Annotated in this window: 19 protein-coding genes; 12 read left to right on the top strand and 7 right to left on the bottom strand. The window is 69.3% G+C overall.

The features are described from left to right. Positions 1-74: 74 nt before the first annotated feature. Positions 75-776 carry a TetR/AcrR family transcriptional regulator gene (locus tag MFF64_RS31070; RefSeq protein WP_099901140.1) on the top strand — a complete coding sequence of 234 codons (702 nt, stop codon included), beginning with the start codon at positions 75-77 and terminating at the stop codon, positions 774-776. A 191-nt stretch (positions 777-967) separates the two neighbouring features. Here the strand turns inward: MFF64_RS31070 and MFF64_RS31065 are convergent, their stop codons facing one another. Together MFF64_RS31065 and MFF64_RS31060 are read right to left on the bottom strand one after the other, a co-directional pair. After that, positions 968-1,549, bottom strand: a complete 582-nt coding sequence (locus tag MFF64_RS31065) for a PAS domain-containing protein (protein ID WP_238193273.1) — start codon at positions 1,547-1,549, stop codon at positions 968-970. Between the two features lie 629 nt (positions 1,550-2,178). Then, positions 2,179-3,144 carry a Hint domain-containing protein gene (locus MFF64_RS31060; protein ID WP_273557184.1) on the bottom strand — a complete coding sequence of 322 codons (966 nt, stop codon included), beginning with the start codon at positions 3,142-3,144 and terminating at the stop codon, positions 2,179-2,181. 193 nt (positions 3,145-3,337) lie between these two features. On the opposite strand from MFF64_RS31060, the gene MFF64_RS31055 reads away from it, so the two are divergent. From MFF64_RS31055 to MFF64_RS31005, 11 genes are all read left to right on the top strand, one after another. Then, the gene (locus MFF64_RS31055; protein ID WP_238193271.1) at positions 3,338-4,315 is read left to right on the top strand and encodes a MurR/RpiR family transcriptional regulator; all 978 of its coding nucleotides are present in this window, start codon (positions 3,338-3,340) and stop codon (positions 4,313-4,315) included. Next, positions 4,312-5,256, top strand: coding sequence for an isoaspartyl peptidase/L-asparaginase family protein (locus MFF64_RS31050; protein WP_099901345.1), 945 nt, complete (start codon positions 4,312-4,314; stop codon positions 5,254-5,256). Before MFF64_RS31055 ends, MFF64_RS31050 begins: the two co-directional genes overlap by 4 nt. Positions 5,257-5,267: 11 nt before the next feature. Then, positions 5,268-7,148: a dipeptide ABC transporter ATP-binding protein gene (locus MFF64_RS31045; RefSeq protein ID WP_238193270.1), complete on the top strand. Its 1,881-nt coding sequence runs from the start codon at positions 5,268-5,270 to the stop codon at positions 7,146-7,148. A 25-nt stretch (positions 7,149-7,173) separates the two neighbouring features. Next, positions 7,174-8,703 (top strand): glutathione ABC transporter substrate-binding protein GsiB, encoded by a 1,530-nt coding sequence (gene gsiB, locus MFF64_RS31040; RefSeq protein ID WP_099907549.1) that lies wholly within the window; start codon positions 7,174-7,176, stop codon positions 8,701-8,703. 78 nt (positions 8,704-8,781) lie between these two features. Continuing rightward, entirely contained in the window at positions 8,782-9,702 is a 921-nt protein-coding gene (gsiC, locus tag MFF64_RS31035; protein WP_099907551.1) for a glutathione ABC transporter permease GsiC, read from the top strand. 7 nt (positions 9,703-9,709) lie between these two features. Then, positions 9,710-10,612: a glutathione ABC transporter permease GsiD gene (gene gsiD / locus MFF64_RS31030; RefSeq protein WP_099907552.1), complete on the top strand. Its 903-nt coding sequence runs from the start codon at positions 9,710-9,712 to the stop codon at positions 10,610-10,612. A gap of 8 nt (positions 10,613-10,620) precedes the next feature. Then, positions 10,621-11,697 carry a DmpA family aminopeptidase gene (locus MFF64_RS31025; protein ID WP_099907554.1) on the top strand — a complete coding sequence of 359 codons (1,077 nt, stop codon included), beginning with the start codon at positions 10,621-10,623 and terminating at the stop codon, positions 11,695-11,697. Next, a complete protein-coding gene (locus tag MFF64_RS31020) occupies positions 11,694-12,509 on the top strand; it encodes a M55 family metallopeptidase (RefSeq protein WP_099907555.1) in 816 nt (271 codons plus the stop codon). Before MFF64_RS31025 ends, MFF64_RS31020 begins: the two co-directional genes overlap by 4 nt. 327 nt (positions 12,510-12,836) lie before the next feature. After that, positions 12,837-14,063, top strand: coding sequence for a PQQ-dependent sugar dehydrogenase (locus tag MFF64_RS31015; RefSeq protein WP_165795856.1), 1,227 nt, complete (start codon positions 12,837-12,839; stop codon positions 14,061-14,063). 5 nt (positions 14,064-14,068) lie between these two features. Further along, complete coding sequence (locus tag MFF64_RS31010) at positions 14,069-14,689, top strand: c-type cytochrome (RefSeq protein WP_133123699.1); 621 nt, start codon at positions 14,069-14,071, stop codon at positions 14,687-14,689. Between the two features lie 127 nt (positions 14,690-14,816). Further along, entirely contained in the window at positions 14,817-15,803 is a 987-nt protein-coding gene (locus MFF64_RS31005) for an aldo/keto reductase (protein WP_438823108.1), read from the top strand. An 8-nt stretch (positions 15,804-15,811) separates the two neighbouring features. Here the strand turns inward: MFF64_RS31005 and fghA are convergent, their stop codons facing one another. The 5 genes from fghA to MFF64_RS30980 all read right to left on the bottom strand — a co-directional run. Next, positions 15,812-16,645 carry an S-formylglutathione hydrolase gene (gene fghA / locus MFF64_RS31000; protein WP_099899701.1) on the bottom strand — a complete coding sequence of 278 codons (834 nt, stop codon included), beginning with the start codon at positions 16,643-16,645 and terminating at the stop codon, positions 15,812-15,814. An 85-nt stretch (positions 16,646-16,730) separates the two neighbouring features. Next, positions 16,731-17,864 carry an S-(hydroxymethyl)glutathione dehydrogenase/class III alcohol dehydrogenase gene (locus MFF64_RS30995; RefSeq protein WP_099899699.1) on the bottom strand — a complete coding sequence of 378 codons (1,134 nt, stop codon included), beginning with the start codon at positions 17,862-17,864 and terminating at the stop codon, positions 16,731-16,733. A gap of 182 nt (positions 17,865-18,046) precedes the next feature. After that, on the bottom strand, positions 18,047-19,024 hold the full coding sequence (repB, locus tag MFF64_RS30990; protein WP_099899697.1) for a plasmid partitioning protein RepB: 978 nt from the start codon (positions 19,022-19,024) through the stop codon (positions 18,047-18,049). Between the two features lie 57 nt (positions 19,025-19,081). After that, positions 19,082-20,287: a plasmid partitioning protein RepA gene (repA, locus tag MFF64_RS30985; protein WP_165795521.1), complete on the bottom strand. Its 1,206-nt coding sequence runs from the start codon at positions 20,285-20,287 to the stop codon at positions 19,082-19,084. Positions 20,288-20,621: 334 nt separating this feature from the next. After that, the coding region (locus MFF64_RS30980; protein ID WP_238193268.1) for a GGDEF domain-containing protein at positions 20,622-21,658 on the bottom strand (1,037 nt) is incomplete at its 5' end.

The raw sequence follows: 21,658 nt of genomic DNA, 5'->3' as shown, positions 1-21,658 counted from the left end.
TTGCCCGGACCGGCCGCGATGGGACAGGCTGGATGCCCTTGTTGATCGTTCGCTCAAGAGAGGACCAAACCGCGATGGTGTCAACTCATCCGTTGGTCGTCCCGTCGCCCCCCGCGCCGACCGGCCGGCGGCTCACGGCCGCGGAGCGCGAGCGGCAGATCGTCGAGGGGGCGATCGCCTACTTCGCCGAAGTCGGGCTCGACGGGCAGACCCGCGAACTCGCCCGCCGGCTCGGCATCGCCCAGCCGCTGCTGTTTCGCTACTTCCCCACCAAGGCGGCGCTGATCGAGCGCATCTACGAGGAAGTCTACCTGAAGCGCTGGGATGCCGGCTGGGAGGCGACGGTGCGGGATCCCTCGCTGCCCTGCCTCGAGCGCTTCCGCCGCTTCGAGATCGACTACCAGCGCACGATCGACAACTATGCATGGCTCCGGATCTTCGTCTCGGCCGGGCTGAAAGGCTTCGACCTGCCGAGCCGTTATCTCGGCATGGTCCGGGCCCGCATCTTCACGCCGCTCCTCACCGACATGCGCGCGGAATCGCGGTTGCCGAGCCCCGAGGACCAGCCGCTCGCCGCCGACGAGTACGAGCTGCTGTTCGGCATCCACGGCGCGCTGGTCTATGTGGGCCTGCGCTCGCTGGTCTACGGCATCGATGGCGGCGTCGACCGCGACGCGGTGCGCGCCGCGATGCTCGACGCCGCCCTGCCGGGCCTGCTCGCCACCCATCGCCGCGTCGTCGCGGCGCGACGCGAGACCGCTGCGTCCGGAGCCTGATCCCGGCCGGGCTTTCCGTGTCGGCACGCTTCGCCGACGACACCCGCTTCTGATGATCCGGAAGCGGCCGTTGCTCGGACATGTGCCGAACGACCCACCCTCTGCCGACCTCGCGGGCGAGAGCGAACGGATTCGCACTGTCTCGACATGGTTGGGAGTGCGGCAGGACGCCTGGATCGCCGTCGACGCTTCTAATGGGCCAGCTTGCTCAGTTCCCGGCCGAGTTCCAGAAGGATCATGTCCACGAGCCGGAGCAGGAAGGGCTTGCGCGCCGTCGCGATCACCTCGCGCGCCGAGATGCAGAGTTCGGCCGCCCGGTCGAGGGGATGGATGTTCGCGAGATGGTGATCGATCGACGGAGGCTGACCGTCACGCTTGCTGTTCGTGATGTCGATGATGATGCCGCGCGCCCGCATCGGACGCCCCTCCGCGTCGTGATAGTAGCGGGCGCGGACCAGGGCCCATTTCTCGACGCCGTCCTCGGGCAGCGTCCGGTATTCGGCGACCAGAATGTCCGCTCCCTTCATCGCCCGCTGGATGGCATCGTTCATCCAGTCGCGGTCACCCGGATGATGGCCGGACACGAACTTCTCGAGGCTGCACCCCGAGAGGCTGGCCGCTTCGGATTCGATACCGTACAAGCTTGCTACAATATCGTCACAGTAGATACGGTCGTTCGGTATATCCCAGTCCCAGCTGCCGACCGAATTCGGAATATCGACGAAGCGCGGCGGTGTGGCCTCGCTGGTGAGCAATCTCCCCGATGCGCCCATGTGTCCTCCGTGCCGGCGAGAAGGGTCGAGCATGCGTACAACCAATGGATATACCGCCAGCGGATGCATGTCTTCATATTTTTGCTGAAACTTAACATTCGTGAATGGCGACCTAAGGATTGTGCTATCTTGCGATTGCCTCCACGGTCTTACGATAACGAGATCCGGATATAATTCACACATGTGGGACAGCCCCAAATATCCAGTCTGCAAATCAATGGGCGCATACCTTTGGTTAGATGAAAATGTAACAACATAATCCTACCATAATTTTATACATATAGAAAGATTTAGTACCATTCAATATCATAGAAGAACTCTTGTCACGAACGATCGAATGCGGTCAATCCCATCGAATTCGATCAATAATTTTTAATATATCTGCGATTTCGCGAACAGGGCCACGAAGGACGTGGACCGATCAGCAAACATCACCGGTCTCTTGTGCAATGCCCGCACCTTTCCCTGGTGATAAATGATGACATGGTCTGATCCCTGCATCGGTGGCGAGCGTCGGCGCGGACGCAAGTGTCGAGAGCGGCACGCCTGTCGCCGGGTACCACTCCGGCGATCTCAGGTGCGGCAGGGCGCGCGCTCTTGCCCTGCCGTTCTCTCCGGTTCGTTGCGCCTCACGCCGCGAGGGCGCAACCGTCGACCGCAGGCCCGGACGCTTGCGAGGCGTAGACGCCGTCGCCGGTCCAGTGGCTCGCGGACACCAGCGCGACCTCGAGGGTGAGGTCGCCCTGCGCTCCGGCCCACAGGGCGGCCGGGAGCATGGCGCTGCCGTCCGTCCAGCGCCACTGGTCGCCCTCCTGCCCCGGCACGTAGCTCAAGCCGGCTGCGAGCGCCGGATCGTCGACCGCGACGTCCCGGGCGAAGCCCACCCTGTCGCGCATGAGCAGGCCCCGCAGCGGCACCCCGAGGCGGCGCCGGTCGCCCGACGTCGAATCGAGCAGGTCCGGGGTGTAGGTGCGCGACATCAGGCGCGCGCTGCGCGTTCCAGCGGGAAGCGAGAAGCGGGCGACGTCCCCGCTCACGACCGGCCGGATCACCGCCCCGTCCGCCACGAGGTGCAGGTCGGGATCGCGTGTGATGATCCAGCCGAGCACGGCCGCCCGGGTGGCGAGCTGGGCGCGCATTGCCGTCACCAGCGCGCCGCCCTGCACCAGGGGACGGCAGAAATCGGCGTGGCTGCGGGGGGCGAAGTCGGGGTGGAGCGTCACCGGGTCGCTGCCGTTCTCGAAGCCGGCGCGCACGCCGGTATCGAGGAAGCTCTCGGCGGGCAGGCCTTCGGCCAGCAGGATGTCGTGACCGTCGAGCTCGACATGCCAGTAGATAACCTCGTCCACCGGCACCTGCGCGATGGTGGCACCGTTCACCAGGTGCTTGATCGGGATCAGCACCTCCGTGACGACGCTCACGCAGACGGCATGGTCCGGCGAGAGCCAACCACCGCGCGACCCGGGAGAAGCACGCCCATGCGCTGCGGCGCACCTTCCCGGCGCGCTTCTCCCATCTCGCCCGCCTGGAGCCGGGGCGCGATCAGGTCCGTCTCGGCATCGACGGCGTGCAGGGCGACCATCGCCCGGCCGAATGGCCGCGGGTCGTGCTGCAACACGACCACGCGAAACGGGGGTGCGCCCGCCACCGCCTGCCCCGTCTTCGGGCGGGATATGCCCGCAATCCCGGCACGCCCCAGGCTTGCAATCGGTATAAAAATCTCGCCACTATCGCGCTCATGAGATTTTTTGATCATCTGGGCGAGAGAGCAGGTGGGAGGGCAGGGTCGTGACGGCCCCGCCCGACGACGCCTCGGTCGCGCAGCGCATCGCCCGCAGCTTCCCGAGCCTGAGCCAGTCGCACCGTGAGGTGGCGCGCTACGTGCTCGCCCATCCGCTCAAGGCGGCGACCCTGCCGGTCGCCGAGCTGGCGGAACTCGTCGGCGTCTCCGTGGCGACCGCCAACCGCTTCGCCCGCGCCCTCGATTTCGAGGGCTACGCCCAGTTCCGCGCCGCCCTGGTCCTCGGCTTCGAGGGCGCGCTGGCGCCGGTGGAGAAGCTGCGCGGCGACCTGGAGCGGCCGGCCGATCCGGCGAGCGTCTTCGACGCGACGTTCGCGGCGATCGCACGCAACCTGGAGGCGACGCGGGGCAGCCTCGATGCCGGGGCCTGCGAGCGGGCGGTGGCGGCGATCCGGGCAGCGCGGCGGGTCTACGTGCTGGGCTTCGGCAGCTCGTCCTGGCCGGCCGGGCTGCTCGCCCGCAATCTCGACCTCGCCCGCCAGGACGTCCACCTGCTCGCCACGGTCGAGGGCCCGGCCTTCGCCGCCCGCGCCTTGAGGCGGCTGACGGCGGACGACCTCGTGATCGTGCTCGCCACGCCGCGCTACTTCGCCGACACGGTGCGGCTGGCGACGCAGGGCCAGGAGAGCGGCGCGACGGTCCTGGCGCTCACCGACGGCCCGCACTCGCCAGTGGCGGCGCGCGCCACGATCACGCTCAGCGTGCGAACCGACAGCCGCTACTTCGCCGCCTCCGATGCCAGCCTGGCGGCCCTGGTCGAGGCCCTGTCGAGCGCCGTGGCGCATGCCTCGGGCGATCTCGTCGCCGCGGCGACCCGGCTCACCGAATCGGTCCTGCCCTGGCTCGACGGCGACTACGCCGCATGGCCCCCCCAAGGCGGCCTCGCCGCATGGCCCCCCCAAGGCGGCCCCGCCGCATGGTCCCCCCGCGGCGCTCCCTCCCCCGACCCGGATCCCGAGCCATGACCGAACCCCGCCCCGTCCTCGTCGTCCACGGCGGCGCCGGCACGATCGCCAAGCCTGTGGCCGGCAGCCCCGGGGAGGCGCCCTACCACGCGGCCCTCGCCGACATCCTGGCCGCCGGCGAGCGCTGTCTGCGCGACGGCGGCACCGCCCTCGAGGCGGTCGCCATCGCGGTCGACCTCCTGGAGGAGTGCCCGCTGTTCAATGCCGGCTACGGCGCGGTCTTCACCAGCGCCGGCACCCACGAGCTCGACGCCTCGATCATGGATGGCGCCACCCTGCGGGCCGGTGCGGTCGCCGGCCTCACCCGCGTGCGCCGGCCGGGCCGGGCGGCCCGCGCGGTGATGGAGGAGGGATCGCATGTCCTCCTCGCCGCAGCCGGGGCGGAGGAGTTCTGCCGCGCCCAAGGTCTCGAGATGGTCGAGCCCGACTTCTTCTCGACCGAGGCGCGCCGCCGGCAGCTCGAGGCCGCACAGGCCGGCGGGCGGGTCAGCCTCGACCACGACGAGCGCGCGCCCCTCGACGAGCGCCAGAAATTCGGCACCGTCGGTGCGGTGGCGCTCGACCGGAACGGTCACCTCGCGGCCCTGACCTCGACCGGCGGCATGACCAACAAGCGGCCCGGCCGCATCGGCGATTCGCCGCTGATCGGTGCCGGCACCTATGCCGACGACCGCACGGCCGCCGTGTCGTGCACCGGCACCGGCGAGGTCTTCATTCGCGCGGCCGCCGCCTACGACGTCTGCGCCCGCATGGCCTATGCGGGCCAGGATCTCGAAGCCGCCGCCGCCGCGGTGGTGCGCGACGCGCTGACGCCGCTGGGCGGGCAGGGCGGCCTCATCGCCGTCGATGCGCAGGGGCGCGTCGCCATGCCGTTCAACACCGCGGGCATGTATCGCGGCTTCGTCCGGGCCGGCGACGCCCCCACGACCGCGATCTTCTAGAGGCGCCCCCTGTGCCCCCCTCCCCTCCCCCGTCGCTGATCCTCCCCGACCGGCGCATCCTGTCGGTGTCGGACCTGAGCGTGCGCTTCACCACCTCCGAGCGGACTGTCGAGGCGGTGCGCCACCTGTTCTTCCACGTCGAGGCCGGGGAAACCCTGGCGATCGTCGGCGAATCGGGCTCGGGCAAGTCCGTCACCTCGCTGGCGCTGATGCGCCTCGTCGAGCATGGCGGCGGCACGATCGCCACCGGGCGCATGCCGTTTCGCCGCCGCTCCGGCGCGATCCTCGACCTCGCGACGGCCTCGAACGCCGAGATGCGGGGATTACGCGGCGCGGAGATCGCGATGATCTTCCAGGAGCCGATGACCTCGCTCAACCCGGTCTTCACCGCCGGCGAGCAGATCGCGGAATCGATCCGGGTGCACCAGGGCAAGGGCCACTCCGCCGCCCGCGCGGAAGCGCTGCGGATGCTCGACCTCGTGCGCATCCCGGAGGCCCGCAACGTCCTCACGCGCTTTCCCCACCAGCTCTCCGGCGGCATGCGCCAGCGGGTGATGATCGCGATGGCGCTCGCCTGCCGCCCGCAGCTCCTCATCGCCGACGAGCCGACGACGGCGCTCGACGTCACCATCCAGGCCCAGATCCTCGAGCTGATCCGCAGCCTGCAGGACGAGATGAGGATGGGCGTCGTCTTCATCACCCACGACATGGGCGTGGTGGCCGAGATCGCCGACCGGGTGCTGGTGATGTATCGCGGCGACAAGGTCGAGGAGGGTGCGGCCTCCGCCGTCTTCTCGGGCCCGCGCCACGCCTACACGAAGGCGCTGCTCGCCGCCGTGCCGCGCCTCGGCGCGATGGCAGGGAGCGACCTGCCGCGCAAGTTCGACCTGCTGCGGCCCGAAGCGCCGGAGGCCCCGGCCGCCGCCGAGGCACCGCAGGATACCCGCCGGCCCGGCCCACCGATCCTGCGGGTGCGCGACCTCGTCACCCGGTTCGACATCCGCGGCGGCCTGCTCAACCGGGTGCGCCGGCGCGTCCACGCGGTCGAGCGGATCAGCTTCGACCTTCAGGCCGGCGAGACCCTGGCCCTCGTCGGCGAATCCGGCTGCGGCAAGTCGACGACCGGCCGCTCGCTCCTGCGCCTCGTCGAGAGCCAGAGCGGCCTGATCGAGTTCGCGGGCGAGAACATCCGCGGCCTCGCCCCGAACAAGCTTCAGGCGCTGCGCAGGAACATCCAGTTCATCTTCCAGGACCCCTACGCCTCCCTCGACCCGCGCCTGACCGTCGGCTTCTCGATCATGGAGCCGCTGCTCGTGCACGGCACCCCGCGGCGCGAGGCCGAGGCGCGGGTGGCTTGGCTCCTGGAGCGGGTCGGCCTGTCGCCGGCGCAAGGGGCGCGCTATCCGCATGAATTCTCCGGTGGCCAGCGCCAGCGCATCGCCATCGCGCGGGCGCTCGCCCTCAACCCGAAGGTGATCGTCGCCGACGAGGCAGTCTCGGCCCTCGACGTCTCGATCCAGGCCCAGATCGTCAACCTGATGCTCGACCTGCAGCGCGAGCTCGGGCTGTCCTACCTGTTCATCTCGCATGACATGGCCGTGGTGGAGCGGGTGAGCCACCGGGTCGCCGTGATGTTCCTCGGCCAGATCGTCGAGATCGGGCCGCGCCGGGCGATCTTCGAGAACCCGCAACACCCCTACACGAAGAAGCTGATGGCGGCGGTGCCGGTCGCCGATCCGGCCCGGCGCCACGCGACGCCGCGCGGCCTCCTCACCGGCGAGATCCCGAGCCCGGTCCGGGCGCTCGGCGACGAGCCGGAGGTGGCGCCGCTGATCGAGGTCGGCCCCGGCCACTGGACCGCCCGCCACGCCGTCGGCGGCCTCGCGGCCTGACAGATTCCACAGGAAGGAAGCCCTGATGATCCTGCGTTCGCTCCTCGCCACCGGCCTCTTCTGCGGCCTCATCGCCCCGGCGCTGGCCGCCGGCGATCCCATTCTCGTCCTCGGCAACCAGCCCGAGACGCTCGATCCCTACAACACCAACACCACGCTCACGACCGCCGTCACCAAGTCGTTCTACGAAGGCCTGTTCGAGTTCGACAAGGACCTGAAGGTCCAGAACGTGCTGGCCGAGAGCTACGAGGTCTCGACCGACGGCCTCACCTACACCTTCAAGCTGCGCGAAGGCGTGAAATTCCACGACGGCACGCCGTTCGACGGAAACGCCGTGAAGGCGAACCTGGAGCGGGTGCTGAACCCCGAGAACCGGCTCGCCCGCTACAACCAGTTCAACCGGATCAGGACGATCGAGGTGGTCTCGCCTGTCTCGGTGCGCATCACCCTGAAAGAGCCCTTCGGCCCCTTCATCAACTCGCTCGCCCACGCCTCCGCCGCGATGATCTCGCCGGCCGCGCTCCAGAAATGGGGCAAGGACATCGCCTTCCACCCGGTCGGCACCGGCCCCTTCACCTTCGTCGAGTGGAAGCAGACCGATTCGGTCAAGGGCGCGAAATTCGCCGGCTACTGGCAGGCCGGTCTGCCGAAGGTCGACAGCATCACCTGGAAGCCGGTGCCGGAGAACGGCACCCGCGCGGCGATGCTCCAGACCGGCGAGGCCGATTTCGCCTTCCCGCTCCCCTACGAGCAGGCCAAGGCGCTCGGTGAGAACAAGAAGCTGAAGGTCATCGCGCAGGATTCGATCATCGGGCGCTACCTCAGCATGAACATGCTGCAGAAGCCGTTCGACGACCCGCGCGTGCGCCAGGCGATCAACTACGCCATCAACAAGGAGGCTCTGGCCAAGGTCGCGTTCAGCGGCTACGCGACACCTGCCAAAGGGATCGTGCCGGCCGGCGTCCTGTACGCCCACCCGATGAATGCCTGGCCCTACGACCCGGCCAAGGCGCGCCAGCTCCTGAAGGAGGCCGGCTACGCCAACGGCTTCGAGACCACCCTGTGGAGCGCCTACACCACCAGCACGGCGCAGAAGGCGATCCAGTTCGTGCAGCAGCAGCTCGCCCAGGTCGGCATCAAGGTGCAGACCCAGGCGCTCGAGCCCGGCCAGCGTGTCGAGTGGGTGCAGACCGCCCCCGACCCGAAGACCGCCCGGGTCCGCCTGTACTATGCCGGCTGGTCGTCCTCGACCGGCGAGGCCGACTGGGCCCTGCGGCCGCTGCTGTCGACGGAGGCCTGGCCGCCGAAGCTCAACAACACCGCCTATTACAGCAACCCCGAGGTCGACGCCCTGATCGCCAAGGCCCTGGTCACGACGAGCGACGCCGAGAAGGCCGATCTCTACGCCAAGGCGCAGGAGCAGATCATGAAGGACGCGCCCTGGGCGCCCCTCGTTGTCGAGCAGAACCTCTACGCCACCTCGTCCCGCCTGTCGGGCGTGGTGGTCATGCCCGACGGCAACATCGACAGCCGTCAGGTCGCGGTCGCGCCGTAAGGCCGCCTGGGGCGCCGCACAGCGGCGCCCGCCGCCGCGCAGCGGCGCCCCTCCCCTTCCCTCCCCGCCCCTCGCGCCATGCTGACCTTCTTCCTCAAACGGCTCCTCGGCCTCCTGCCGACGCTCGCGATCGTCGCCGTGCTGGTCTTCCTGTTCGTCCACATGCTGCCGGGCGATCCCGCACGGCTCGCAGCGGGTCAGGATGCCGACCAGCAGACCGTGGAGCTGGTGCGCGCCGAGCTCGGCCTCGACCGCTCGCTGCCCGAGCAGTTCGGCCGCTACTTCCTCAACATGGCGCGGGGCGATGTCGGCGTCTCGATCCGCACCCGCCGCCCGGTCGCGACCGAGATCGGCGAGCGCTTCATGCCGACCTTGCTCCTCACGCTGACCAGCATGGCCTGGGCGGTCGCCTTCGGGCTCGTCATCGGCATCGTCTCGGCGGTCTACCGCAACGAGTGGCCAGACCGGCTCGGGATGACGCTCGCGGTCTCCGGCATCTCGTTCCCGGCCTTCGCCCTCGGGATGCTGCTGATGCAGATCTTCTCCGTCGGCCTCGGCTGGCTGCCGACCGTCGGCGCCGGCTCGTGGAAACATTACATCCTGCCCTCGCTGACCCTCGGGGCGGCGGTGGCCGCCGTGATGGCGCGCTTCACCCGCGCCTCCTTCGTCGAGGTGCTGGGCGAGGATTTCGTCCGCACCGCCCGGGCCAAGGGCCTGAAGGAGCGGGTCGTCATCGCCAAGCACTGCCTGCGCAACGCGCTGATCCCCGTCGTCACCATGATGGGGCTGCAATTCGGCTTCCTGCTCGGCGGCTCGATCGTCGTCGAGGCGGTGTTCAATTGGCCGGGCGTCGGGCGCCTTCTCGTCGATTCCGTCAACCAGCGCGACTATCCGGTGATCCAGGCCCTGGTGCTGATGTTCTCGCTGGAATTCATCCTGATCAACCTCGTCGTCGACCTGCTCTACGGGCTGATCAACCCGACCATCCGCTACAAGTGAGCCGGCCGTGTCTGAAACCGCTCTCACCGCCACCGCCGCCGTCGCGTCCGTGCCGTCCGGCGTGCGCACCCCCTGGTCCGAGTTCTGGCGCAAGTTCCGGCGCCAGCACGTCGCGGTCCTGGCCCTCGCCTTCGTGGTGGTGCTGGTGGCGCTCGCCATCCTGGCACCCTGGATCGCCCCCTACGACGCGGAAAACTTCTTCGATTACGACCGGATCAACGAGGGCCCGTCCTTCGCGCACTGGCTCGGCGTCGATCCCCTCGGGCGTGACATCCTGAGCCGCATCCTGCTCGGCGGGCGGATCTCGCTCGCCACCGGCTTCCTGTCGGTGGCGATCGGCGGCCTCGTCGGCACGGTTCTGGGGCTTCTCGCCGGCTATTACGAAGGCTGGTGGGACCGCATCGTGATGCGCCTGTCCGACGTGCTGTTCGCCTTTCCCGGAATCCTGCTGGCGCTCGGCGTCGTGGCGATCCTCGGCAGCAGCCTCGTCAACGTTGTGGTGGCGGTGTCGGTGTTCAGCGTGCCGGCCTTCGCGCGGCTCGTTCGCGGCAACACGCTGGTCTTGAAGCGCGCCACTTACGTCGAGGCCGCCCGCAGCATCGGCGCCTCCGACCGCACGATCCTCCTGCGCCACATCCTGCCCGGCACGGTCTCGTCGATCGTCGTCTACTTCACGATGCGGCTCGGCACCTCGATCATCACCGCGGCGAGCCTGTCCTTCCTCGGCATGGGCGCACAGCCGCCGACGCCCGAATGGGGCGCGATGTTGAACGACGCCCGGGCCGACATGGTGTCCTCGCCCCACGTCGCCATCTTCCCGAGCCTCGCGATCTTCCTGACCGTGCTCGCCTTCAACCTGCTCGGCGACGGCTTGCGCGACGCCCTCGACCCGAAGCTCGACCGCGCGTGAGGGGCGCCATGAGCGAGACTTGCCCCCGCATCGGCACGCTGCCGAGCGGCCCGCGCGACGCGATCACCGACGTTCCCGGCGTCACCGTCGGCCACTGCACGCTGGCCGAGGGCGCGATCCAGACCGGCGTGACGGTGATCCGCCCGCATGCCGGCGACCTCTACCACGACCGCGTGCCGGCAGCGGCCGCCGTGCTGAACGGCTTCGGCAAGTCGGTCGGCCTGATGCAAGTGGAGGAACTCGGCGTTCTCGAGACGCCGATCGCGCTCACCAACACCTTCGGGGTGCCGGCGGTGGCCGCGGCCCAGATCCGGGCGGCGCTGGCGGTCAATCCCGGCATCGGCCGCGAACTGCCGACCGTGAACCCGCTCGTCTTCGAGTGCAACGACGGCCACCTCAACGACATGGCCCGGATGGTCGTGGCCGAGGCGCATTACCGTCAGGCGCACGATTCCGCCGATGTCACCGTGCCGGAGGGCGCGGTCGGCGCCGGGCGCGGCATGTCGTGCTTCGGGGTGAAGGGCGGTATCGGCACCGCCTCCCGGCAGGTCGAGGCGGGCGGGAGGGCGGTCACGGTCGGCACGCTGGTGCTGGCGAATTTCGGCCGGCCGTCGCAGCTGCGCGTCGGCGGCCGGGCGCTGGGGGCCATCCTCGCCGAGCGGCTGGAGACCGCGCCGACGGTCGCGAAACCCGAGAAGGGCTCGATCATCCTGATGGCCGCCACCGACGCCCCCCTCGACGCGCGCCAGCTCCGGCGCCTCGCGCTCAGGGCGGGAGCCGGCCTCGCCCGCACCGGCTCGGTCTTCGGCCACGGCAGCGGCGACATCGCCCTCGCCTTCTCGACCGCCTACACGCTGCCGCAGGATCCCGGCGCCCCGATGCCGGTGGTGGCGATGCTGCACGAGGCCCATCTCGATCCGCTCTTCGAGGCGGTCGCCGACGGGATCGAGCAGGCGATCCTCCACGCATTGTGGCGCGCCGAGACCGTGACCGGCCGCAACGGCCATACCCGCCAAGCCCTCACCGAGGTGCTGCCCGAAATCCTGTCCGACTCGGCCGCCCTCCCCTCTCGGACGACACCATGAAGGTCCTGATCTCCACCGACATCGAGGGCGTCGCCGGCATCGTGCATCCGGACCAGACCCGCCGGGGCGCGCCCGATTACGAGCGGGCGCGGCTCTGGATGGTCCAGGAGGCCAATGCCGCGATCGCCGGCGCCTTCGCGGCCGGTGCGGACGAGGTCTGGGTCAACGACTCGCACGGCGACTTCCGCAACATGCCGGCGGATCTCCTCGATCCCCGCGCCCGGGCGATCCAGGGCAAGCCGCGCGCCCTCGGCATGATGGCGGGGGTGGATCTCGGGGTCGAGGCGGCCTGCCTCGTCGGCTACCACTCCCGCGCCCACGGCCGCGGCATCCTCGCCCACACCATCAACGGCTTCGCTTTCGCGTCGATCGCGATCAACGGGCAGGAACTCGGCGAGGCCGGAATCTACGGCGCCCTCGCCGGCGAGTTGGGCGTGCCGGTCGCGATGGCGAGCGGCGACGACGTCTTCATCGCCGAGAACCGGGCGCTCTTCCCCGACACCGTCTTCGTCGAGACCAAGCGGGCGACCGGCTGCCACAGCGGAATCAGCCTCGCGCCGGAGGCGTCCTGCGCGGCGATCCGCGCCGGCGTCGCGGTCGCGCTCGGCCGGCCGCTTCCGCCGCCGTTCCGGATTCCCGCGCCGCTCAGTGTCGAGATCCGCGCCCAGAGTCCGGCTCTCGCCGATCTCTTCTGCCAGTGGCCGAGCCTGCACCGTCTCGACGGCAGCGCTTTCCGCTTCGAGGCCGACAGCGTCGCGAATGCGGTGCGGGTGATCAACGGCCTGTCGGCGATGTCGAGCCTGCTGCGCTGAGGGCGGTTCGTGCGTCCCCAGGCCCGACACTCACCTCTCCCTTTCCCGGACGACGGCAGCGAAGCGGAAGGAGATCCGGGAAAGGGGAAGCGCATCGGCCGTTGCACCCACCCCCACGCAGCCCAACCCTCACGCGATCGTGGCCTTGCGCTTGACAGACGGTCGTGTCCAACTCGACCTTGTGCGAACCGACGCCGGAGAGGCGAGAGCCACGCGGGTCGGCCACGAGACGAACAGCCCACAAAGGGCGACCAGATCGTCAGGGGAGGAAGCAGGATGACGGCGAGCAACGGATTGCGCCTCCGGATCGCGCGTGGCACCCGCGGCATGGCCGCCGCCCTCGTGGCGGCCGGGCTTCTCACCGGGACCGCCGGTGCGCAGGCCCTCAAGCAGTACGATTCGAGCGGCAAGGCGTTCTGGAAGAACCCGCCGCCGGACTGGTTCCTCGGTGACGAGACCTCGGCGCAGAAGGGCCTCGCGCCGCCCGCGAACCCGGCCCTGCCGGCCTCGGACGAGGAGCTGGCGGAGAACCTGAAGGCGGTGAAGCTGCCGCCGGGCTTCACGATCAGCGTCTATGCCAGCGGCGTGCCCGAGGCGCGGCAGATGGCCTTCGGCGACAAGGGCACGCTGTTCGTCGGCTCGTTCGGCGCGACCAACGTCTACGCCATCGTCGACCAGGGCGGCAAGAAGGTCGTCAAGACGATCCTCAAGGGCCTCAACATGCCCACCGGCGTCGCCTTCCGCGACGGGGCGCTCTACGTCGTGGCGATCGACAAGATCTTCCGCTACGACAACATCGAGGCGAACCTCGACAAGCCGCCGGAGCCGGTCGTCGTCTACGACGACATGCCTTCCTACGTGGCTCACGGCTGGAAGTACCTGACCTTCGACAAGGACGGCTGGGTCTACGTGCCGCTCGGCCCGCCCTTCAACATCGGCAACCCGCCGAGCAGCGTATCGCAGGTGCGCCGCGTCGACCTCAAGACCGGCGCCGCGGAGATCGTGGCGCTCGGCGTGCGCAACAGCGTCGGCGGCGATATCGATCCGCGCACCGGCCGCTACTGGTTCACCGAGAACGCCCGCGACTGGATGAGCGACGACATCCCGAGCGACAAGCTCAACATGATCTCCAAGGTCGTCGAGCATTTCGGCTATCCGTACTGCCACCAGGGCGACATGCCGGATCCCAAATTCGCGCAAGGCCGCACCTGCGCCGAGTTCACGCCGCCGGTGGCGAAGCTCGGGGCGCATGTGGCGCCGCTCGGCATGAAGTTCTACACCGGCTCGTCCTTCCCGGCCGAGTACAAGAACAACATCTTCATCGCCGAGCACGGCTCCTGGAACCGCCACAAGTACCAGGGTGGTCGCATCGAGCGGGTGATCGTCGATCCGGACGGCAAGAATGCCAAGATGGAGACCTTCGCCTCCGGCTGGCTCAAGGGCGACCGCGACTATACCGGCCGGCCGGCCGACATCCTGGTCGCGCCCGACGGCGCGCTCCTCGTCGCCGACGACTGGGCCGGTGCGATCTATCGCATCGCCTACACCAAGTGAGCGGGGTGAGCCCTCGCGCCCGCAAGCCGGCCCGGAGGATCTCCGGGCCGGCCCGCGCCGCGCTCGCCGTCGTCACTCTCCTCGCCTGCACCTCGGCCCGGACCACCTCAGCCCGAGCCGCGGAAGCGCCGGAAGTGGCCCAGGCCTGCCTCGCCTGCCACGGCGAGGCGCTCGCCGAAGGTGCGCCGCCCATCGCCGGCCATTCCAGCAACTACATCCAGCTGCAGCTGGTGTTCTTCCGCGCCGGCCGGCGCAAGAACGAGATCATGCAGGGCGTGGCGGAAGGCCTGTCGGACAACGACATCCGCGCGCTCGGCAAGTACTTCGCCTCCCTGCCCGTCCCGGACGTCAAGCCGCCGGCCGACACGCAGGCCGACCTCACCAAGGCCGGCGAAGCGGCGGCCCTCCAGCACCGCTGCGCCGCCTGCCACGGCGACACCTATCTCGGCATCCAGGCCGCCCCCCGCGTCGCCCGCCTGCCCGAGGCCTACCTCGCCAAGGCGCTCGGCGATTACCGGACCGGCACGCGCCCGAGTTCGGGCGGAGCGGCGATGACCGAGGTCGCAGGCTCGCTCTCGGATGCGGACATCAAGGCGCTGGCGCATTACTTGGCGGTTCTGCCCTGAGATCCGTCCCGCTGGGGTACCCGCCGGAACGTGCGGCAATGCGCCCTCCGGCCGTTGCGGGGCCCAGCGCGACCCGCAGCTTAGTTAGAGCCTGACATCGGTGCGGGAGACGCGAGAGATGACCGCTTTGCCACATCGGCGTTTGGGACGCGCCGGTCCCCTCGTCTCAACCCTCGGCCTCGGTTGCATGTCGCTCTCGGGCGTCTACGGCGAGGCGGACGAGTCCGCCTCGATCGATCTGATCCGCCGGTCGGTCGAGGCCGGTATCGACTTCCTCGACAGCGCCGACATGTACGGCTGGGGCCAGAACGAGGACGTGGTCGGCCGCGCGCTCAAAGGCCTGCGCGACCGGGTGGTGTTGGCCACCAAGTTCGGCCAGGTTCAGAATCCGGGTGGGCCCAACGGGGTGAACGGCAGGCCGGCCTACGTGCAGCAGGCCTGCGAGGCGTCGTTGAAGCGGCTCGGCGTCGAGGTGATCGACCTCTACTACCAGCACCGGGTCGACCCGGCCGTGCCAATCGAGGACACGGTCGGCGCGATGGCCCGCCTGGTCGCGCAGGGTAAGGTACGCTTCCTCGGCCTCAGCGAGGCCTCGCCGGACACGATCCGCCGGGCCCACGCCGTGCACCCGATCGCGGCGGTGCAGACCGAATACTCGCTGCTCTACCGCCAGGAGGCGGAGGCGACCCGGGTGACCACCCGCGAACTCGGCATCGGCTTCGTCGCCTATAGCCCCCTCGGGCGCGGCTTCCTCACCGGAATGATCCAGGATCTCTCGCAGGTCGACGGCCGGCGCGCGGCGCATCCCCGCTTCCAGCAGGAGAATTTCTCCGCCAACCGGGCCCTGGTGGCGCGGGTGGAGGAGATCGCCCGCGAGAAGGGCTGCACGCCCTCGCAGCTGGCGCTCGCCTGGCTGCTCGCGCAGGGCGACGACGTGGTGGCGATCCCCGGCACGCGGCGCTTCGACCGGGTCGAGGAGAATCTGGGGGCGCTGCGGGTGGCGCTCTCGCCTGACGACCTCGTCCGCATCGCGGCCGCCGTGCCGGCGGGCGCTGCGTCGGGGACGCGCTACCCGGCCGGCGCCATGGCGGCAGTGTACCGCGTGGGGGCTTGAGCGGGCTTTCAGCCCATCCGCTCCGCCGCCCAGGCGATGTGGTCGTCCATGAAGGTCGAGATGAAGAAGTAGGAGTGGTCGTAGCCCTCGCGCATGTTCAGCGTGAGCCCGATCCCGGCCTTCTGGCACGCCTCTTCCAAGAGCCAGGGGCGCAGGCCGTCATTGAGGAAGGAATCGGCCGTGCCCTGGTCGACCAGGAATTCCGGGAAGCGGTGGCCATCCTCGATGAGCGCGGTGGCGTCGTGGCGCCGCCACGCGGCCGCGTCCTCGCCGAGATAGCGCGCGAAGGCGGGCTTCGACCAGCCGGCGGTCGAGGGCTGGACGATGGGCGCGAAGGCGCTGCACGAGCGGAAGCGCTCGGGGTGGCGCAGCGCGATGGTGAGCGCGCCGTGGCCGCCCATCGAATGACCGAAGATGCCCTGGCGCCCCAGATCGACCGGGAACTCGCGGGCGACGAGGGCCGGCAGTTCCTCGGTGACGTAGGACCACATGCGATAGTTGCGGTCGTACGGCGCCTGGGTCGCATCGACGTAGAAGCCCGCGCCGCAGCCGAACTGCCAGTTGCCGGGCTCGTCCGGCACCTCCGGCCCGCGCGGGCTGGTGTCGGGGGCGACGATGGCGATGCCGTGCCGGGCGGCGGCGCGGCGGTACTCGCCCTTGTCCATCACGTTGGCGTGGGTGCAGGTCAGGCCGGACAGATACCAGAGCACCGGCACCGTTCCGGTCTCGGCCTGCGGCGGCAGGTAGACCGCGAAGGTCATCGGGCAGCGCGTCGTCTCGGCCTCGTGCCGGTACACGCCCTGGATGCCGCCGTGCGAGCGAGCCCTCGAGATTGTTTCCATGGAGACTGTTTCCATGACGCCGTGATCCCCCCTCGCCTCTCGGTCGAGCCCGGCGGCGCGCATCGCGCCGCTGGGCCGCCAGCCTTCAGAACACCACGACCGAGCGGATCGACTTGCCCTCGTGCATCAGGTCGAAGCCGTGGTTGATGTCTTCCAGCGGCATGGTGTGGGTGATCAGGTCGTCGATGTTGATCTTCCCCTCCATGTACCAGTCGACGATCTTCGGCACGTCGGTGCGGCCACGGGCGCCGCCGAAGGCCGAGCCCTTCCAGACCCGGCCGGTGACGAGCTGGAACGGACGGGTCGAGATCTCGCGCCCGGCCTCGGCCACGCCGATGATGATCGACTCGCCCCAGCCGCGGTGGCAGCATTCGAGCGCCTGGCGCATCACGTTGACGTTGCCGGTGCAGTCGAACGAGAAGTCGGCCCCACCCCCGGTCACGTCGAGGATCGCCTGCACGACCTTGTCGGTGCCGACCTCGTTCGGGTTGATGAAGTCGGTCATGCCGAACTTCTCGGCCATGGCCCGCTTGTCGGGGTTGATGTCGACGCCGATGATCTTGTCGGCGCCGACCATGCGGGCGCCCTGGATCACGTTGAGGCCGATGCCGCCGAGGCCGAACACCACCACGTTGGCGCCCGGCCACACCTTGGCGGTGTAGATCACGGCGCCGATGCCGGTGGTCACGCCGCAGCCGATGTAGCAGATCTTGTCGAAGGGCGCGTCCTCGCGGACCTTCGCGAGCGCGATCTCCGGCAGCACGGTGAAGTTCGAGAAGGTCGAGCAGCCCATGTAGTGGAACACGGTGTTCGCGCCTGGGCTCGCACCGGTCGATTCGCAGCGGAAGCGGCTGGTGCCGTCCGGCATCACGCCCTGGCCCTGCGTCGCGCGGATCGCGGTGCAGAGGTTGGTGCGCCGCGACAGGCAGGACTTACAATTGCGGCATTCCGGCGTGTAGAGCGGGATGACGTGGTCGCCGACCTTCAGCGTCGTCACGCCGGCCCCGACCTCGCGCACGATGCCAGCGCCCTCGTGGCCGAGGATCGCCGGGAACTTGCCCTCGGAATCGAGGCCCGACAGCGTGTAGGCGTCGGTGTGGCAGATGCCGGTGGCCATCACCTCGACCAGGACCTCGCCGGGCTTGGGGCCTTCGAGGTCGATGGTCTCGATGGTGAGGGGCTTCTTGGCTTCCCAGGCAACGGCCGCGCGCGTCTTCATATCGTCTCCAAAAGGATCGTCTTCGCGTGAGAGCGTGGTGCCCCGCATGGCGGGGCGGCGGCTCGGACCGCTCGCTGAGTGGCCCGATCTGTGCTGCGATTTGATGAAGCCCGCAACGGCACGAGAGAGCAGACTTTAGTCCAGAGTCGGAGACCTGTCCGCATCGGGGGGACGATCGCGCGTCACTCCCCGGGCCGGTCGCGGGTCTTCGCCTCCCGGAACGCGCCATAGAGCTCTTCGAGCCGGGACGAGATGTACTCGCCGAACGCGCCGGCATCCTTCGACGTCAGGGACAGGCTGAAGCTCTTCCCCGATCGCCGGCAGGTCGCCGCGACGGACTTGTCGGGCGCCGCCCAGGTGACGGTCTGCGGCTCCGGCGGCCGGCGGCCCGGGGGCTTTCGCCCGGCCTTGATCGCGGCCAGGAGGTGGCCGAAGCGCTCCGGGCCATCCTTCGCCAGGAAGTCGGCGGATTGCACCAGTTCGCGGGCGAGTTCGGCCTTGGCGGGCACCATCACCAGCTTCTTCAGCTCCTCCCAGCGGTCGCGGCCCACGCCCCGGGCGGCACCGAGCGCGTCGATCACCGGGGCCGGCACCGTCTCGGCCACCGACAGCATCCGCGACAGGAGCGTGTCGTCGACCGTCAGCGCCGCCTTGATCGTCGCCTTGCTCTGCCCCATGCCGGAGAGCTTGCGGGCGAACAAGGCCTTCTCGATGAAGGAGAGGTTGGCGCGCGCGGCGTTCTCCTGGCCTTGCGCGACGATGTGGGCGATGTCCTCGATCGTCCTGACGACGGCCCGGATCTCGCGCCCGAGCTCGCGCGCCACCCGCACCCGGCGGTGGCCGTAGACGATCATGAACCGCCCCTCCCGCTCCGGATGCGGGCGGACCAGGATCGGGGTCGATTGGCCGTGCTCGGCGATCGCGTCGCGCAGGCGCGCGTAATCCTCGTCGTCCTCATCGATCCGGTCGGAAACGAAAGAGGCGTCGATGAGCCCGGGATCGAGGCCGACGATCGCCTCGCCGTCCGACATCCGCCGGGTGTTCTCGGCCATCTCCTCGATCGAGCGGGTCATCGACCGGGCGGCGCCGCGCCGGGCGAAGTCGGTGCTCGTCTCCGAGACCGGTGCATCGAGGATGTTGGCGAGGAGGTTCTTACGCATCGCGCATGGCTCCTATCCTGTTGCGGCAGGGCGGAAATTCGGCGTTCTGCACGGCTGTCAAACCCGCCTCCCCCAGGCCTGGTGGATCAGCCCGGCGATCTCCTCGTTGACGGCGTTCACCGATTCGATGGCGCGGTCGTAGGTCGAGCGGATCATCTGCCCGCGCTCGACCTCGTAGAGCGACTGGTTGGTGATGCCGGCATCCGAGATCGCGGTCGATTTCAGCATCTGGTGCCGCAGCATGTTCTTGGGGAACAGCACCTGCATGAAGCCGACCATCTGGGCCTGCGGCCCGTCGGTCGGCTCGTAGCGGGTGACGAGGTAGCGAAACCATTGCAGGTTCACCGCCGCCCCGGCATCGGCGATCGATTTCAGGATGCCGCCCAGCATCAGCAGGAACTGGCTCATCGACATCACGTCGAGCATCTGCGGATGGATGGTGACGAGGACCGAGGTCGAGGCGGTGAGCGCCGTCAGCGTCAGGTAGCCGAGCTGCGGCGGGCAATCGATCACCACCACGTCGTAACGGTCGTCGACCTCCTTGAGCGCGTTGGTGATGCGGGTGAAGAAGGTGCGCCCCTCCGGGTTGCGGTTCGAGGCGGCGAGCGGCGTGTCGTACTCGTATTCCTGCAGATCGAGGCTCGCCGGCACGATGTCGAGGCCGGGGAAGTTGGTCGGCCGGATGATCTCGGAGATCGGCCGCTTCCTGTCGTCGTAGCGCAGGGCCTCGTAGATCGAGGGCGCCTTGTCGAGTTCCGGCTGGATGCCGTGCAGGGCCGAGAGCGAGGCTTGCGGGTCGAGGTCGATGGCGAGCACCCGGTGCCCGGTCAGCGCCAGGAACTGGGCGAGATGCGCCGCCGTGGTGGTCTTGCCGCTGCCGCCCTTGAAGTTCACCGTCGAGATGATCTGCATCCGCTCGCCGGCGCGGCGATGCGGCACGTAGTGCTTGAGGTCGGAGCGCCCGTGCCGGTCGAGGTAGGTCCTGAGTTCCAGCATCTGCTCGGCGGTGTAGGAGCGCCGGCCGGAGGTGGAGGTGGCCGGGACCGGCCCCTTGCCCTCGAGGTGGAGCTTCTTGACGTTGGACGGCGTGACGCCGAGGAAATACGCCACCTCCGCGAGCGAGAACGGCCGCAGGCCCTTGGTGGCGTTCGGCGGATGGTGCTCCATGCGGAGCATGCTCAGCTTGTCGGAGATGAGGCCACCCTGGCGGAGAATCGTCTCGTGGAAGCTGACCGCCTCCAGTCCCTCTGCTGGCACCGACATATCCATCCGCGCTTCACCCCGAGTAACGCTTTTCCGGGCCCATCCCCATCACAAGCGTTATTATGGGCGATTCCCACTTCGCGGCCAAGCTTTTTAAGGTTGACAAATCGTAAACGCTGGGAACCTGGGCGGTTCGCGGGCGGCGCTTCGTCGTGTCCGATTGGGCTGGAGATGGTGGTCCACGCCACTGGACCGCTCGCCATCCGCGACAGGTGTCCGCGAGCGTCGCGTACCATGGCGGGCGTCCGCCGCATCAACACCATGATGGATCACGGCTTTCGCCCGATCTGCACGGCTGTCAAGAATCGGCGCGCGGCCGGCGCGGGCGCCCGCGTCAATGATGGCGCGGCAAGCGGCCCGGCGCGTCGACGGAATTCCAGGGAGCGTCCGACGACGCGCCGTAATGCCGGCGCTTGGCCGCGTACATCCGCGCGTCCGCCCGGGCGATCGCGTCCCTGAGCGGTCCTTCGCCGGTCCAGGTCTCGGCGCCGATGGCGGCGCTGAGCGGGGAGGATCCTGCATCCCCGATCGTCGCCAGGATCCGCCGCACCAACGCGGCGGCCTCCTCGGGTCCGGTCCGCGGGAGCAGGACCACGAACTCGTCGCCGCCGATGCGGGCCGCGCTGGCAGGGGCCGGGGCGTGGCGCGCCAGGATGGCGGCGAAGGAGCGGATCAGGGCGTCGCCCGCCTCGTGGCCCCGGAGGTCGTTGGTTTCTTTAAGCCCGTTGAGGTCGGCCACGATCACCGAGACCGGCACGGGATGATCGCCCTCGAACCGATCGAGGTCCGACTCGTAGCCGGTCCGGTTGAGCAGGCCGGTGAGCGGGTCGGTGAGGCTCAAGGTCTCCAGGCGGGCTTCCTCCCGCCGACGCCGCTCCTCGCGCTCGGTGATGTCCTCGATCGAGATCAGGTAGCGGTCCCAGGCCGCCTCGGATCCCGGCAGCATCTGGCCGGCATAGCTCACGTCGATCACCCGCCCGGTCACGGTCCGGTTGCGGGTGACGAGCCGCGCCTGGGTCGCGCCGCTCCAGAGCTGGCACAGGACCTCGACGAGCGCGGCCGCGTGCGGGTCGTGGAAGAGGGTGGGGATGTGCGCGAACAGTTCGGCCTCGTCCCGCGCCTCGTAGGTCGCAAGGGTCTGGCGGTTGATCCTGACGATCCGGATCAGCTTCTGGCAGGTCAGCAGTCGTTCGGGATCGCGCAGCCAGTCGCGCAGATCCGTCATCCCCTCGCTCGCCCACCCGTCCAGGCACGTCTTCAGCGCGCTGAGATCCTGCAGCCACAACGACGTGGGTGCGAGATCGAACAATTGCATCGCGAGATCGCCACCCGGTGGCGTGGTCTGCATCATCGGAGCGGCGTGGTTGAGGG

The organism is Methylobacterium frigidaeris (assembly GCF_022179185.1).
GTDB classification, from domain to species: Bacteria; Pseudomonadota; Alphaproteobacteria; order Rhizobiales; family Beijerinckiaceae; genus Methylobacterium; species Methylobacterium frigidaeris.
The sequence above is the reverse complement of the archived record's forward strand: the minus strand, read 5'-3'. Positions and strand labels throughout refer to the sequence as shown.